General features: G+C 71.6%; 12 protein-coding genes. 8 read left to right on the forward strand and 4 right to left on the reverse strand.

Annotated features, from left to right (window positions below; translation table 11 throughout):
- Window positions 1-85 precede the first annotated feature (85 nt).
- Window positions 86-1,396 (forward strand): CoA transferase, encoded by a 1,311-nt coding sequence (locus tag QM693_RS24255; RefSeq protein ID WP_283353643.1) that lies wholly within the window; start codon window positions 86-88, stop codon window positions 1,394-1,396.
- Here the strand turns inward: QM693_RS24255 and QM693_RS24260 are convergent.
- Window positions 1,380-2,009, reverse strand: a complete 630-nt coding sequence (locus QM693_RS24260) for a maleylpyruvate isomerase family mycothiol-dependent enzyme (protein WP_283353644.1) — start codon at window positions 2,007-2,009, stop codon at window positions 1,380-1,382. The genes QM693_RS24255 and QM693_RS24260 overlap by 17 nt on opposite strands.
- A 90-nt stretch (window positions 2,010-2,099) precedes the next feature.
- Here QM693_RS24260 and QM693_RS24265 point away from each other — a divergent pair, with 90 nt between their 5' ends.
- Both QM693_RS24265 and QM693_RS24270 read left to right on the forward strand, forming a co-directional pair.
- A complete protein-coding gene (locus QM693_RS24265; RefSeq protein WP_283353645.1) occupies window positions 2,100-2,567 on the forward strand; it encodes an OsmC family protein in 468 nt (155 codons plus the stop codon).
- Window positions 2,564-3,601: a nucleoside hydrolase gene (locus QM693_RS24270; RefSeq protein ID WP_283353646.1), complete on the forward strand. Its 1,038-nt coding sequence runs from the start codon at window positions 2,564-2,566 to the stop codon at window positions 3,599-3,601. The genes QM693_RS24265 and QM693_RS24270 overlap by 4 nt, the downstream gene beginning before the upstream one ends.
- On the opposite strand, the gene meaB is transcribed toward QM693_RS24270, so the two are convergent.
- From meaB to mutA, 3 genes are read right to left on the reverse strand one after another with little or no spacing between them, the layout of a single operon-like run.
- Complete coding sequence (meaB, locus tag QM693_RS24275; RefSeq protein WP_280784534.1) at window positions 3,590-4,594, reverse strand: methylmalonyl Co-A mutase-associated GTPase MeaB; 1,005 nt, start codon at window positions 4,592-4,594, stop codon at window positions 3,590-3,592. The genes QM693_RS24270 and meaB overlap by 12 nt on opposite strands.
- 1 nt (window position 4,595) lies before the next feature.
- Window positions 4,596-6,887, reverse strand: coding sequence for a methylmalonyl-CoA mutase (scpA, locus tag QM693_RS24280; protein WP_105418581.1), 2,292 nt, complete (start codon window positions 6,885-6,887; stop codon window positions 4,596-4,598).
- On the reverse strand, window positions 6,884-8,800 hold the full coding sequence (gene mutA, locus QM693_RS24285; RefSeq protein WP_283353647.1) for a methylmalonyl-CoA mutase small subunit: 1,917 nt from the start codon (window positions 8,798-8,800) through the stop codon (window positions 6,884-6,886). The genes scpA and mutA overlap by 4 nt, the downstream gene beginning before the upstream one ends.
- Before the next feature lie 117 nt (window positions 8,801-8,917).
- Here mutA and QM693_RS24290 point away from each other — a divergent pair, with 117 nt between their 5' ends.
- The 5 genes from QM693_RS24290 (at window position 8,918) to QM693_RS24310 (ending at window position 13,549) form a co-directional block, all read left to right on the forward strand.
- The gene (locus tag QM693_RS24290; RefSeq protein ID WP_283353648.1) at window positions 8,918-9,739 is read left to right on the forward strand and encodes a PaaI family thioesterase; all 822 of its coding nucleotides are present in this window, start codon (window positions 8,918-8,920) and stop codon (window positions 9,737-9,739) included.
- Window positions 9,740-9,789: 50 nt separating this feature from the next.
- Entirely contained in the window at window positions 9,790-10,500 is a 711-nt protein-coding gene (locus tag QM693_RS24295) for a TVP38/TMEM64 family protein (protein ID WP_283353649.1), read from the forward strand.
- 59 nt (window positions 10,501-10,559) lie between these two features.
- Window positions 10,560-11,141, forward strand: a complete 582-nt coding sequence (locus tag QM693_RS24300) for a hypothetical protein (RefSeq protein WP_009480494.1) — start codon at window positions 10,560-10,562, stop codon at window positions 11,139-11,141.
- Window positions 11,138-11,665: a hypothetical protein gene (locus QM693_RS24305; protein ID WP_280784540.1), complete on the forward strand. Its 528-nt coding sequence runs from the start codon at window positions 11,138-11,140 to the stop codon at window positions 11,663-11,665. The genes QM693_RS24300 and QM693_RS24305 overlap by 4 nt, the downstream gene beginning before the upstream one ends.
- 132 nt (window positions 11,666-11,797) lie before the next feature.
- On the forward strand, window positions 11,798-13,549 hold the full coding sequence (locus tag QM693_RS24310) for a fatty acyl-AMP ligase (protein WP_283353650.1): 1,752 nt from the start codon (window positions 11,798-11,800) through the stop codon (window positions 13,547-13,549).
- Window positions 13,550-13,577: the final 28 nt, after the last annotated feature.

Raw genomic sequence — 13,577 nt, forward strand, 5'->3', positions numbered from 1 at the left:
ACCGCGACTGTGCCGAGATCGTCACGCAGACCGCACTGCCGGCCGCCACCATCGACGGCGCGGACATGACGGTGCCGGTGCCCGGATGATCCCCACCGTGATCGACTACGGCGACCCCGGCGACTACCTGGCGGCCCGCCTCCCCGTGCTCTCGTTGGCGGCGGGTTCGGTGGCGGCGCTCACCGGCGCCGTCGACCGGTTCGACAGCGCGCACGGCCGTGACCCCCGGTCGCGGCGGCTCGATCCCGAGCGGATCGCCGCCTCGTTCGCGAGCGACCGGCTGCTGCGGGTCTCGGGGGCCCCGGTGTCCGGTTTCGCGGAGCTGTCGGGGTTTTTTGCGGCGTCGGACGGCTGGGTGCGGACCCACGCCAACTACCCGCATCACCGCACGAGACTGCTGGCGGCACTCGACCTCTCGGACGACGCCGGCCGCGACGCGGTGGCCGCCCGGATCGGGCGCCTGACCGCCGCCGACGTCGAGGACCGTGCCGCCGTGGCGCAGGCCGTCGCCGTGCGCGTGCGGACCGCGGCGGAGTGGGCGGCGAGCGCGCAGGGTGCGGCCGCGGCGTCCGGCGACCTCGTGTCCACCGTCGTGCACGCCGAGAGCTGCCGTCCGCGAACACAGCACCGCTCTCACCGGGAACCCGACCGGGGGCCGTTGGCGGGGGTGAAGGTCCTCGACCTGACCCGGGTGATCGCCGGCCCCGTCGCCACCCGCACGCTGGCGCTGCTCGGCGCCGACGTGCTGCGGATCGATCCGCCGTCGATTCCCGAGATCGTCGTGCAGCACCTCGACACCGGGCAGGGCAAGCGGACCGCGCTGCTCGATGTGCGGTCCGCGGACGGCAAGCTTGTGTGGCACAGCCTGCTCGCCGAGGCCGATGTCGTCGTCACCGGGTACCGTCCGGGCGCGCTGGACGGGCTGCTCGACGACGCCCCCGACCATCTGGTGCGGGGACGGGTGTGCGCGTGGGGCGGCTCCGGACCGTGGGCGGACCGCCGCGGCTTCGACAGCATCGTCCAGGCGGCGTCGGGGATCGCGACGATCGAGGGCGGCGATAACACCCCGGGCGCGCTGCCCGCGCAGGCACTCGATCACGCCACCGGTTATCTGCTCGCCGCCGGCGTCGTCGACGCCCTCGCCGCGACGCACGTCGATGGACGCGGCCGCTCGGTCGACGTGTCCCTCGCCCGTACCGGCGCGTGGCTGCTGACCGCGGACGGCCGATCCGAGGACCCGCTGCCGCCCGCGGTGCCCGGGCCCCGGTGCCTCACCGCGCACGGCGACCTGGTGACCGCCCGTCCCGCCCTGGCCGAATTCGACGACTACCCGTTCCCGGCCCGGCCCTGGGGCGGCGACGCCCCCTCCTGGTCCGGGGTCAGCCCATCGCCGTGAACCGTGCGCTCGGTTCCCCGCTCAGATGTCCCGGCGGCAACCGGCGACCGCACAGCACGAGGAGCAGGTCCTGGGCGGAACCGCGCAGCGGCGCACCCGCACCGAAGGTCCAGGGGTGATCGTCCGCGGTCAGCTGCACTCCCGTCAGGTCGGTGCCGAAGTACTTGACGTGCTTCGGGCCGACGCCGCCGAGGACCCGGTCGAGGCGGTCGTCCGGGACCCGCCTGCCCAGGCCGAGCGCCACCGACACGTCGAGACCGTGGATGACGTCGTGGGACAGTGCCCCCTCGAAGCCGCCGCCCGGCGGCTTCCACGGGTGCGCGACGTTCTCCTCCAGCGTGTGCAGCAGCGCGTCGGCGGTCAGGGTCCGTGCGTCCTCGCGGGCCTGCGTGTCCGACATCCGGTTGAAGTTGCCGCGCGCCTTCACCATCTTCAGCAGGATCCGCGGCGTCGACAGGCGGTACGGCATGGTGATGTGCGCGATCACCTCCCGGCTGCGCCACCCCGTGCACAGCGACGGCGCGTCCCATTGCTCCGGCGTCAGTCCCGCCAGCATCGACGCCAGGTCGCGCCGCTCCCCTGCGACCCAGTCCGGTGCCGTGTTCCGTGTCATGTCCGTCTCCTCCGGTCGCCGTGTCGTGCCCTACGTAGGCAGACCGTGCCCGCCGGCGAAACTCATCGCGCAGCCGTGAAGAATGGTCGGGTGAGCACACACGACTACACGCTGACGGTCACCTGGACCGGGAACCGCGGAGACGGCACCACCCGACCGGACGGCTACGACCGGGACCACGTGGTGTCGGCGCCCGGCAAACCCGACATGCAGGGCAGCTCCGACCCGTCGTTCCTCGGCGACCCGACGCGGTGGAACCCCGAGGAGTTGCTGGTCGCGTCGCTGTCGCAGTGCCACATGCTCTGGTATCTGGGCCTGTCCGCCGCGGCCGGCGTGGTCGTCGTCGACTACCGCGACGAGCCGACCGGGACCATGTCCGAACACCCTGGCGGTGCAGGCGAATTCACCGAGGTCGTGCTGGCGCCCGTCGTGACCGTCGCCGACGGGTCGATGGCCGCGCGCGCCGAACAGCTGCACACCCGCGCACACGAGAAGTGTTTCATCGCCCGGTCGGTCAACTTCCCGGTCCGGCACCGTCCCGCGGTGCGCGTCGCATGAGCGCCCCGGCCCACCGGCTGATCGTGGACGTCGACACCGGCATCGACGACTCCCTCGCCCTGCTGTACCTGCTGGCCAGCCCGGAGGCCGAGATCGCCGGCATCGCCAGCACCGCCGGCAACGTGCCCGTCGAGCAGGTCGCGGCGAACAACCTGAACTGGCTCGCCCTGTGCGGCGCACCCGACATCGAGGTGGCGCTCGGCGCCCGGGTGCCGCTGGACTGCCCGCTGCGCACCACCGAGGACACGCACGGGCCCCAGGGCATCGGGTACGCCGTCCTCCCCCCGTCCGGGCGGTCGCTGTCGGAGCGGGACGCCACCGCCCTGTGGGTCGACCTGGTCCGCGCCCACCCCGGCGAGCTGACCGGGCTGGTGACGGGGCCGCTGACGAACCTGGCCCTCGCGATCCGCGAGGAACCCGCGCTGCCCCGGTTGCTGCGGCGCCTGGTCGTGATGGGCGGGGCGTTCAACCACCCCGGCAACACCACCCCCACCAGCGAATGGAACGTGTCGGTGGATCCGGAGGCCGCCAAGGAGGTGTTCGACGCGTTCTCCGGGCTGCCGGCGGGCAGGCGCCCGATCCTGTGCGGGCTGGACGTCACCGAAACGATCGAGATGACACCGGACCACGTCCGGCGGCTGGCGGAGGCGGCGGGCAGCACACCCGCCGAGATCATCTCCCCCGACGACGGGCCGCAGGTGCGCTCGACCGCGTCCAACCCGGTGATCCGGCACCTGTCCGACGCCATCCGCTTCTACATGGACTTTCACCGCACCCACGACCAGGGTTTCCTGGCGCACATGCACGACCCGTTCGCGGCGGCGGTGGCGTTGAACCCGGCGATCACAAGGACCCGTCCGGCCACCGTCGACGTCGAACTGCACGGCCGGCTCACCCGGGGCACCACGGTCGCCGACTGGGTGGGGCACTGGAACCGGGAACCCAACGTCGACATCGCGGTGCGCACCGACCCGGCCGCGTTCTTCGACGATCTCGTCGACCGGGTCGGGCGCTTCGCGAAATCAGTCGGCTGACGCGTCCGGGCCGTCGAACGCGTCGAGGATCTCGGCGGCGGCCAGCGCCGCCGTCAGGGAACCGTCCCGCACCCGCTGTTCGACCTCGCCGCGGATCGCCTTGACCCGGGTGTTGGACGCGAGCCGTCGCAGCAGCTGATCGTGGACCATCGTCCACGTCCAGTCCACCTGCTGGCGGCGCCGGTTCTCCTCGAACTGCCCGGCCGCGGTCAGCACCTCACGATGCCGGCAGACGGTGTCCCAGAAGTCCTCGAGACCGACGCCCTCGAGGCCGCTCATCGTGATCACCGGCGGCGTCCAGACGGCGTCGTGCGGGTAGATCAGCCGCAGCGCACCCGCGAGTTCCCGGGCGGCGCCCTTCGCCTCCCGCTCGTGCTTGCCGTCCGCCTTGTTCACGGCGACGAGGTCGGCGAGTTCGAGGACACCCTTCTTGATGCCCTGCAACTGGTCGCCGGTGCGGGCCAGGGTGAGGAAGCAGAAGCAGTCCACCATGTTCGCGACCGTCACCTCGGACTGCCCGACACCCACCGTCTCGACGAGGATCACGTCGAATCCGGCGGCCTCGAGCAGCACGATCGTCTCGCGGGTCGCCTTCGCGACCCCGCCGAGGGTGCCCGACGTCGGCGACGGCCGGATGTAGGCGTCCTTCTCGACGGTCAGTCGCGCCATCCGCGTCTTGTCACCGAGGATCGACCCGCCCGTGCGCGTCGACGACGGGTCGACGGCCAGGACCGCCACCCGGTGCCCCTTGCCGATCAGGTGCATCCCGAGCGCGTCGATGAACGTGGACTTCCCGACGCCGGGCACACCGGTGATACCCACCCGGTGTGCCTTCCCCGACTCCGGCAGCAACTCGAGCAGCAGCCGCTGCGCCGCCTCACGGTGATCGGTCCGGGTGGACTCGACCAGGGTGATGGCCTTCGCCAGGCCGGCGCGCTGATTGGCGCGCACGGCCTGGGCGAGGGCATCGATGTCGACTGGAGGGCGCCCCATGCTATTCCGGGGTGCCCGTCAGGTCGTGGCCGAGCTGCGCGGCCAGCTTCTCGAGCAGACCGCTGGCTGCGTCCGCGATGACCGTCCCGGGCGGGAAGATCGCGGCGGCACCCGCCTCGTACAGTTCGGCGAAGTCGCCGGGCGGGATGACGCCGCCGACCACGATCATGATGTCGGGACGTCCCACCGCCGCGAGGGCTTCCCGGAGCGCAGGCACCAGCGTGAGGTGGCCTGCAGCCAACGACGACACACCGACGACGTGGACGTCGTTGTCGGCCGCCTGGTTGGCGACCTCTTCCGGGGTCTGGAACAGCGGTCCCACGTCCACGTCGAATCCGATGTCCGCGAAGGCCGTGGCGATCACCTTCTGCCCGCGGTCGTGGCCGTCCTGCCCCATCTTGGCGATGAGGACACGGGGACGCCGACCCTCCTCCTCCGCGAACTTCTCGACGAGTTCCGTTGCCTTGCTGATGTTGTCGACCTTTCCGGCCTCGTCCCGGTACACCCCGCTGATGGTCCGGATCTCGGCCTGGTGACGCCCGTACACCTTCTCGAGCGCCTCGGAGATCTCCCCGACCGTCGCCTTCGCGCGGGCCGCGTCGATCGCCAGGGCCAGCAGGTTGTTCTCCATCGAGACATGACCTGTCGCTTCGCTCGCCCCGGCCTCGGTGGTGGCCGCGGCGCGGCTCAACTCGGCGAGCGCCGCCTCGACGGCGTCCGAGTCGCGGTCGGCGCGCAGCCGGTCCAGCTTCTCGAGCTGCTCCTTGCGGACCCGCGAGTTCTCGACCTTGAGGACCTCGATCTCGTCGGCCTCGTCCGGCACGTACTTGTTGACGCCGACCAGCGGCTGCCTGCCGGAGTCGATGCGGGCCTGCGTGCGGGCCGCGGCCTCCTCGATGCGCAGCTTCGGGATGCCCTCGCTGATCGCCTGCGCCATGCCGCCGGCCTCTTCGACCTCGGCGATGTGCGCGCGGGCCCGGTTGGCCAGCTGGTGGGTGAGCCACTCGACGTAGTGCGATCCGCCCCAGGGGTCGATGGGACGGACGGTCCCCGACTCCTGCTGCAGCAGCAGCTGGGTGTTGCGGGCGATGCGGGCGGAGAAGTCCGTCGGCAGGGCGAGGGCCTCGTCGAGCGCGTTGGTGTGCAGCGACTGGGTGTGCCCCTGCGTCGCCGCCATCGCCTCGACGCACGTGCGGGCCACGTTGTTGTAGACGTCCTGCGCGGTCAGCGACCAGCCCGACGTCTGCGAGTGGGTGCGCAGCGACAACGATTTCGCGGACTTCGGCTCGAACTTCGCGACCAGTTCACTCCACAGCAGGCGACCCGCCCGCAGCTTCGCGACCTCCATGAAGAAGTTCATGCCGATCGCCCAGAAGAACGACAACCGGGGCGCGAACTTGTCGATCTCCATGCCGGCGTCGAGGCCGGCGCGGATGTACTCCACACCGTCCGCGAGGGTGTACGCCAGCTCCAGGTCGGCGGTGGCCCCGGCCTCCTGGATGTGGTACCCGGAGATGGAGATCGAGTTGAACTTCGGCATCTTCGCGCTGGTATACGCGAAGATGTCGGAGATGATCCGCATCGACGGCTTCGGCGGATAGATGTAGGTGTTGCGGACCATGAACTCCTTCAGAATGTCGTTCTGAATGGTTCCGGCCAGCTGCTCCGGGGCGACACCCTGCTCCTCGGCGGCCACAACGTACAGCGCCAGGATCGGCAGCACCGCACCGTTCATGGTCATCGACACGCTGACGCTGTCGAGCGGGATGTGGTCGAACAGCTGACGCATGTCCAGGATCGAGTCGATCGCCACCCCGGCCATGCCCACGTCACCCTGCACCCGCGGATGGTCGGAGTCGTAGCCGCGGTGCGTCGCCAGGTCGAACGCCACCGACAGACCCTTCTGCCCGGCCGCGAGGTTGCGGCGGTAGAAGGCGTTGGATTCGGCGGCGGTGGAGAAGCCCGCGTACTGCCGGATCGTCCACGGCTGGTTCACGTACATGGTGGGGTACGGGCCGCGCAGGAACGGTGCGGCGCCCGGGAAACTGCCCACCGGGTAGCCCTCGGCCTCGGCGGCGTCGCGGTCGGCCTTGGTGAACACCGGTTTGACGTCGATGCCCTCGGGGGTGGACCACACCACCTGTTCCGGGCTGTAGTGGTTCGCGGCCGCGGCGGCCGCGATCAGCTCCTCCGTCTGCTCCGGCGTGGGGGCGGACGGCTGCGGAAACTGCGGATCTTCCAGTGGCACTTCGGCGAAGCTGCCGATCGCGTGCTTGACCTCGCGAGTAGTCACTTCTTGCTCCCTGTGTCGCCCGAGGAGTCGCTCGAGCTCTCGATGGTGTCGAGCAGGCCGGACAGGACCGAGACTGCGTCGATACGGGCGGTGACGAATCCGTCGGGCCGGGCGGAGCTGTCCGCGTCGGCGACGACCTTCTCCGGGCCGGCGAGCAGCACGGTGCCGACACCGGCCGCGCGCAGTTCCTCCACCGCGGCGGTGGCTTCGGCGGCGTACCGCTTATCGGTACCGCAGATCACCGCGATACCGGCGCCGGAGTCCTTCGCGGCGGCGGCGATGCTGCCGTCACCGACCGCGAGCGGACCGGGGTTGCGGGCCTCGATGCCGCCCGACGCCAGCAGGTTCGCGGCGAACGTGGTCCGCACGTTGTGCTCGGCGACGGGGCCGAGCGGGGCCAGGAACACGGCGGGTCGCGCACCGTGCGCCGCCAGGTAGGCGTCGGAGCAGTCCCGCAACGCCTCGAACGCGGCGGCGTACCGGGCGACGCTGCCGGTCTCGGCGGCGCCCGCGGGCAGCGGTGCTTCCGCGAGGTTCGGGAACTCGTTGACCCCGGTGACGGTGGTCTTGCGGTGCGCGATGTCCGACTCACGCTGGGCGCGGGTGGCCGCGATGCGTTCGGAGATCAGGCCGGCGTCGAGCGCGGCGAGGTAGCCGCCTGCCGCCTCGATCTGCTGGAAGAACTCCCACGCCTTGGCCGCCACCTGCTGGGTGAGGTCCTCGACGTACCACGACCCGGACGCCGGGTCGAGCACCCGGCCGAGGTGCGATTCCTCGAGCAGCAGCAGTTGGGTGTTGCGGGCGATGCGGGCGGCGAAGGTCTTCGACACACCCAGCGCCCCGGCGGGCAGTGCGGCGTCGAACGGCAGCACCGTGACGGCGTCCGCGCCGCCGACGCCGGCACCGAACGCGGCGAGCGTCGTGCGGAGCATGTTCACCCACGGATCGCGTTGCGCCATCATCGCGGCCGAGGTGACCGCGTGCTGGGGGGCGCCGCCGAAGTCGGACGCGCCGCAGACCTGGGCGATCCGCGCCCACACCAGCCGCGCCGCCCGGAACTTGGCGATGGTCTGGAACTGGTCGTCGGTGGCCGAGAACCGGAAGCCGAGCTGCCCGAGCGCCTGCCCGATGGTCAGGCCGCTCTCGGTGAGCGCCCGCAGGTATTCGAGGCCCGCCGCGATCGCCGCGCCGAGTTCCTCGGCGTCGGACGCGCCGGCGTTGTGAAATGCGGTGCCGTCCACGGCGATTGCCCGCACACTCTCCGAGCGCGCCGCGGCCTCGGCCGCGAGGGCCACCGCGTCGCCGAGTGCCACGTCGGCGGCACCGGAGAACGCGCTCGTGAGCGGGGCGGTCCCGAGGTCGACGCGGACCGCGGTGCGGTCGGTGACCCCGTCCCCAGCGGCGGCACGCGCGTCGAGCAGCGCGAACAGTGCCTGCGCCGCGAGCGGTGCGTCCGTTCCGGCGTCGAGGGTGAGCGGTGCCAGGTCGAGGAGCACCCCGTCGAGCGCCGTCTCCAGCGACCGGACCGGAAGGTCGGCGCCGCCGACGGCGAGCCACAGCGCGCTGACACCGTTCTCCAGGGAGTCGAGGACGGCGCGGTTGACGTCCGACGCGTCCGCGCCCTCGCCGAAGCGGGCGCTGACCAGCCAGCCCGCGTTCACGTCCCGGGTGGCGTCCGCGCCGCGCACGTAGGGGAAGGTGCCGGGCAGGGGCTGCTCCGGACGCTCGTCGCGCGGGCTGTACAGCGGCGCGACGGTGACACCGTCGTAGGTCACGGTCTCGAGGAGCTTCTGGGGTTCCGGACCGAGTTCCGCGGCGTCGATCCGACGCGACTTCGCGAGGACTCCGGCCACGGAGTGCTGCCAGTCGGCGTACGCCCGCGCAGCTTCCTCGGCTTCTGAAGCTAATGACACGGTGTCGGCTTCCTCTCCCTGATGAGCGATCGATCAATACATTGTGTGACTGTGATGCTAGCCGCAGTTCGGCGACCCCTATCGTGAGGATCACCACACGATGCATAACCTCAGGTCATGAGCATTGCGCAGGAACCGGTGGTCACCGATCGCACCGCCACGCAGCGGTTGTTCGGTCTCGGCGCGCCGACCCGGGACGTCGACGACCGCGGCGAACCACTCAATCGTATGAGCATGGACATCGGTGCGCTCGCCTCGAACACCGCCCGCACCCCCTACGGCGGCGTCCTCGCCGTGCTGCTCGACGATCTCCTCGGATTCACCGTGTGGGACCGGCGCGGAGCACGCGACGGCCTGGTCACGGCCGAATTGTCGGTGGACGTCCTCACACCCCGGCGGTGGCAGGGGCCGACGCTGCGGGCGGAGAGCCGGCTCCTCGCGCTCACCGCCGACGGCGGCACCTCGACCGCCCGCGTCCACGACTCGGCGGGCACCCTCATCGCCACCGGCACCCTGTGGGGCAACTTCGTGGACCTGCCGGCACCGGCGGCGGCCGGGTCGGCCCTGCCCGACTTCCCGGAACCGGGGGTCGCGCCGCTCGACTGGATCGGCGGGCGGATCGAGGACGGACCCGACGTGCGGGTCGTGGTGCCGGCCAACCCGCTGATCGCGAACAAACTCGGGTTCATGCACGGCGGCGTCCAGGCATGCGCGATGGACCTCGCGGCGAACGCGGCCCTGAGCCGGGCCGGCGCGGACACGGACACGGCGTCCGCGCGGATCAACTACTTCCGCCCGATTCCTCTCGACCGCGACACGACGTTCACCGCGGACGTGGTCAGGGCGGGCCGCTCGGTGGCGGTGGCCCGGGTGGCCGGGACGTCGGGCGGGCGGATCTGCGTCGAGGCGACCGTGACGGGTCGCCGCCGCCCGTCCTGACCCGCCGCTCGCGGCGCCCCGCACCGGTCACCCGGGTAGCCTGGTGCCCTGTGAAGAGACGCCTCGGGGACCGCAGGGTGATCGGCGTCGCAGTACTGGCAGTCGCGCTGGTCGTCGTGGCGCTGCTGGCCCCGCACCCGTCCGTGCTGCAGGTGCGGGAATGGGCGCGATCCGTCGGGCCGGCTTTTCCGCTCGTCTTCTTCGCCGTGCACGCGGTGGTGACGGTGTTCCCGTTCCCCCGCACGGTGTTCACGCTGAGTGCCGGCCTGCTGTTCGGTGCGTGGCTGGGCATCGCGATCGCGGTGCTGGCGTCGACGGTCAGTGCCGTACTCGCCCTCTACCTGGTGCGCGCCGTCGGCCGGGACGTGGTGTGGCAGCGGATCTCCAATCCGACGATCCGCCGGGTGGACGAGCGGATCGCCCGGCGCGGTTGGCTCGCCGTCGGGTCGCTGCGCCTGATCGCGTTCGTCCCGTTCTCGGTGGTGAACTACTGCGCCGGGGTGTCCTCGATCCGGTTGGTCCCGTACGTGCTGGCCACCGTGGTCGGTGTGCTGCCGGGGACCGTCGGCATCGTCGTTCTCGGCGACGCCCTCACCGGGGAGACGAAGCCGGGCCTTCTCATGCTGTCCGCGGTGTGCATCGTCGTCGGAATCGCCGGGCTGGTGGTCGATTCCCGGCGGCCGCTGGACGGTTCAGGCGACGCGATGCCGGACGGGGCCGTGGACCGCCCCGCCGAGGACGAGTCAATCGCGCAGCCTTGAACCAGGAAAGTCAAGCTTTGAGTCTTGACATCGTGGTATCCAGTTTCTAACCTTGACCCATGTTCGTGTTGACGGTCGACCAGCGCGGAAGCCGCCGCGACGTCGACCGCGTCGCGCAACTCCTCACCGAATTCGCGCACCGCGACCTCGTCCGCCCGTTCCAGCGGACCGCCGGCGACGAGGTCCAGGCCGTGGTCGCGGACCCGGCCACCGTCGTCGACCTCGCACTCGACCTCGTCGGACGCGAACACTGGAGCATCGGCATCGGCGCCGGCCCCGTCGAAGAACCCCTCCCCGCCGAGACCCGGGCCGGGCGCGGCCCCGCGTTCGAATCCGCACGGGTCGCCGTCGACCGCGCCAAGAACGCCCCCGGCCGGGTGGCCGTCGAAGGCTCCGACCCCGACGGCGCCGCCGACGCCGACACCGCCCTCACCCTCGTCGCGATCCTCGTCGCGCGCCGCACCGAGGAGGGCCGCGAGGCCGTCGAACAGATGCGGCACGGCTCCACCCAGACCGAGGCGGCCCGCGCGCTGGGCATCAGCAAGCAGGCGGTCTCCCAACGACTCTCCACCGCCGGCTGGCACGTCGAGACCGCCGGACGACGACTGGCCGAACGACTCCTACGCAAGGCGGACACGTGACGACCCTCGCACTCATCGCCCTCGGCGTCGCCGCCGTCGCACCGCTTGCCCTCGCGGCGCCCCGCAGCCCCCGCTGGATGTCGCAGTGGGCGGCACCGATCGTGGTCGCGCTCGCCCTGGCCGTCGCCGCGCTCGCCGCCTCCGCCACCACCCCGGTCACGGGCTTCGCGCTCGCCGCGACCCTCGTCCTGTGCGTCGCGGCCGCCGCCACCGGCGGGGCGCCCCTCGTGCTCGCCGCGTTCCGGATCGCGCGCCGCCAGCCCGACGCCGGTTCCGACCCGCGGCCGGACGCCGGGCCGCTGCGCGGAGGACGGATCATCGGACTCCTCGAGCGTGCCGCCGTCGCGGTGGCGATCCTCGCGGCCTGGCCGGAGGGCATCGCCGTCGTCCTGGCGGTCAAGGGACTGGCCCGCTACCCCGAACTGCGCGAACCGCACGCGTCGGAACAATTCATCATCGGCACGTTCACCAGCGTGCTCTGGGCGATCGCGGTGTGCGGGACGGGACGCGCCCTCATCACGTAAGCCGTTCCCGGCGGCATCCACCGGTGCAGGACCGTCACCCCAGGGGTGCGCAGAACCAGCCCTCGGGGTGGTGGGATCCCTCCTCGACGCGGACGAGAGTCGTACTCGTCCGCATCGAGGGAGAAAAGTTTCGTGCCTACCGATTTCGTGTCCCACGTCCGCGCCCAGGTCGCCGTCTACGGCGACGACCGGTCTTACACCTACCACCGTGAGGTCGGCCGGGAACTCGTCGCCGAGGAAGTGACCTACCGCGACCTGGATCGCGACGCCCGCGCACTGGCGGTGTGGCTGTCGACCCGGCCCGAGGCCGAACATCCGGTGATGCTGCTGTACGTCGACGGAATCGACTTCCTCCGCGCGTTTCTCGGGTGCCTCTACGCCGGGGTGGTCGCCGTCCCCGCGCCCGTCCCGCACGACGCGCGCAGCATGCAGCGCGTCGCCACGATGTTCGATGACGCCGACGTGCGCCTCGTCCTCACCACCGCCGCGGTCGCCGAGCCGCTCGACACCTGGATCCGCGACTCCGGGCTCGCCGCCACGGTCTCCGTCGCCGCCACCGACACCACCGAACCGGGTGATCCCGACGACTGGCGGCTCCCGGACCTGCACGGCGACACCCTGGCGTTCCTCCAGTACACCTCCGGTTCCACCAGTGAGCCGAAGGGCGTGATGGTGACCCACGGGAACCTGCTGCACAACGCCGCGGCCATGACCCTCGCCAACGGTGCGGACGACACTTTGACCGGCGCCGGCTGGCTCCCGCACTTCCACGACATGGGGCTGATCGGGATGCTGCTGCTGCCGCTCTACGTCGGCGGCAATCTCGTGTTCATGTCGCCGATGGCCTTCCTCAAGCGCCCGGTGCGATGGCTGCAGCTGATCGACCGGTACCGCGCCGACATGACCCTCGGCCCGAACTTCGCGTACGACCTCGTCGCCCGCCGGATCTCCGACGACCAACTGGCCGGGCTGGATCTCTCCTCGGTGCGGGTCGCGCTGAACGGGGCCGAACCCATCCGGCCACGCACCCTCGACGCCGTCACCGACCGGCTCGCACCCTTCGGCTTCCCGGCGGGCGCGTTCCTGACCGCGTACGGGATGGCCGAGGTGACCCTGCTCGCCACCGCGAGCGAGGTGGGCTGCGCCCCAAGGTATCTCGACGTCGACGCCGCCGCGCTGGAGCGCCACGAGCTCACCCCGCGGGTCGGCGGTGTCCGGCTGGTCGGCAGCGGCCGGCCGTTCGGGTGCGACATCCGCATCGTCGACCCGCACACCGGCCGGGAGCTGCCGCACGGCCGGGTCGGGGAGATCTGGATCTCCGGTGGCAGCGTCGCCGCCGGTTACTGGAACCGGCCGGACGAGACCGAGCAGAAGTTCCGCGCCACCCTCGCCGGCGACGGACCGTACCTGCGCACCGGTGACCTCGGGGTGACCGACGACGACGGTCACCTCTACGTCACCGGCCGCCTGAAGGACCTGCTGATCGTCAACGGCCGCAACCTGTACCCGCAGGACATCGAGGAGGCCGTCCGGGACCTGCACCCGGCGCTCACCGGTGCCACCGGGGTGGTGCTGTCGATGGATACCGGGCAGCACGAGCGGCTGCTGGTGATCCACGAGGTCAAGACCGCGCTGATCGACGACCTGACGCTGCCCGGCCTCGCACGCCGGATCCGGCTCGCCGTCTCCCGCGACTTCGACGTCCACGCCCCGAGTGTGGTGCTCGTCGACCGGCACGGGGTGCACCGCACCACGAGCGGGAAGGTCCAGCGCAGATCGATGCGCGCGTCGTTCCTGCAGTCCCGCGTCGACGCGGTGCTGCACGAGGAGATCGACCCGGCGGTGCAACGCCTCCGGACCACCGCCGTCGCAGCACCCGCCTGACCCCCGATCACCGACCAGGAGAGAACAC

The organism is Rhodococcus sp. IEGM 1305, from assembly GCF_030058635.1.
GTDB classification, from domain to species: Bacteria; Actinomycetota; Actinomycetes; order Mycobacteriales; family Mycobacteriaceae; genus Rhodococcus_F; species Rhodococcus_F opacus_D.

What these genes read in the sequence shown, in the direction of transcription:
- QM693_RS24300 (WP_009480494.1), top strand. Translation starts at nt 10,560, where the DNA reads ATGTTCGTGTTGACGGTCGACCAGCGCGGAAGCCGCCGCGACGTCGAC.
- QM693_RS24255 (WP_283353643.1), top strand. Translation starts at nt 86, where the DNA reads ATGATCCCCACCGTGATCGACTACGGCGACCCCGGCGACTACCTGGCG.
- QM693_RS24260 (WP_283353644.1), bottom strand. Translation starts at nt 2,009, where the DNA reads ATGACACGGAACACGGCACCGGACTGGGTCGCAGGGGAGCGGCGCGAC.
- meaB (WP_280784534.1), bottom strand. Translation starts at nt 4,594, where the DNA reads ATGGGGCGCCCTCCAGTCGACATCGATGCCCTCGCCCAGGCCGTGCGC.
- QM693_RS24270 (WP_283353646.1), top strand. Translation starts at nt 2,564, where the DNA reads ATGAGCGCCCCGGCCCACCGGCTGATCGTGGACGTCGACACCGGCATC.
- QM693_RS24290 (WP_283353648.1), top strand. Translation starts at nt 8,918, where the DNA reads ATGAGCATTGCGCAGGAACCGGTGGTCACCGATCGCACCGCCACGCAG.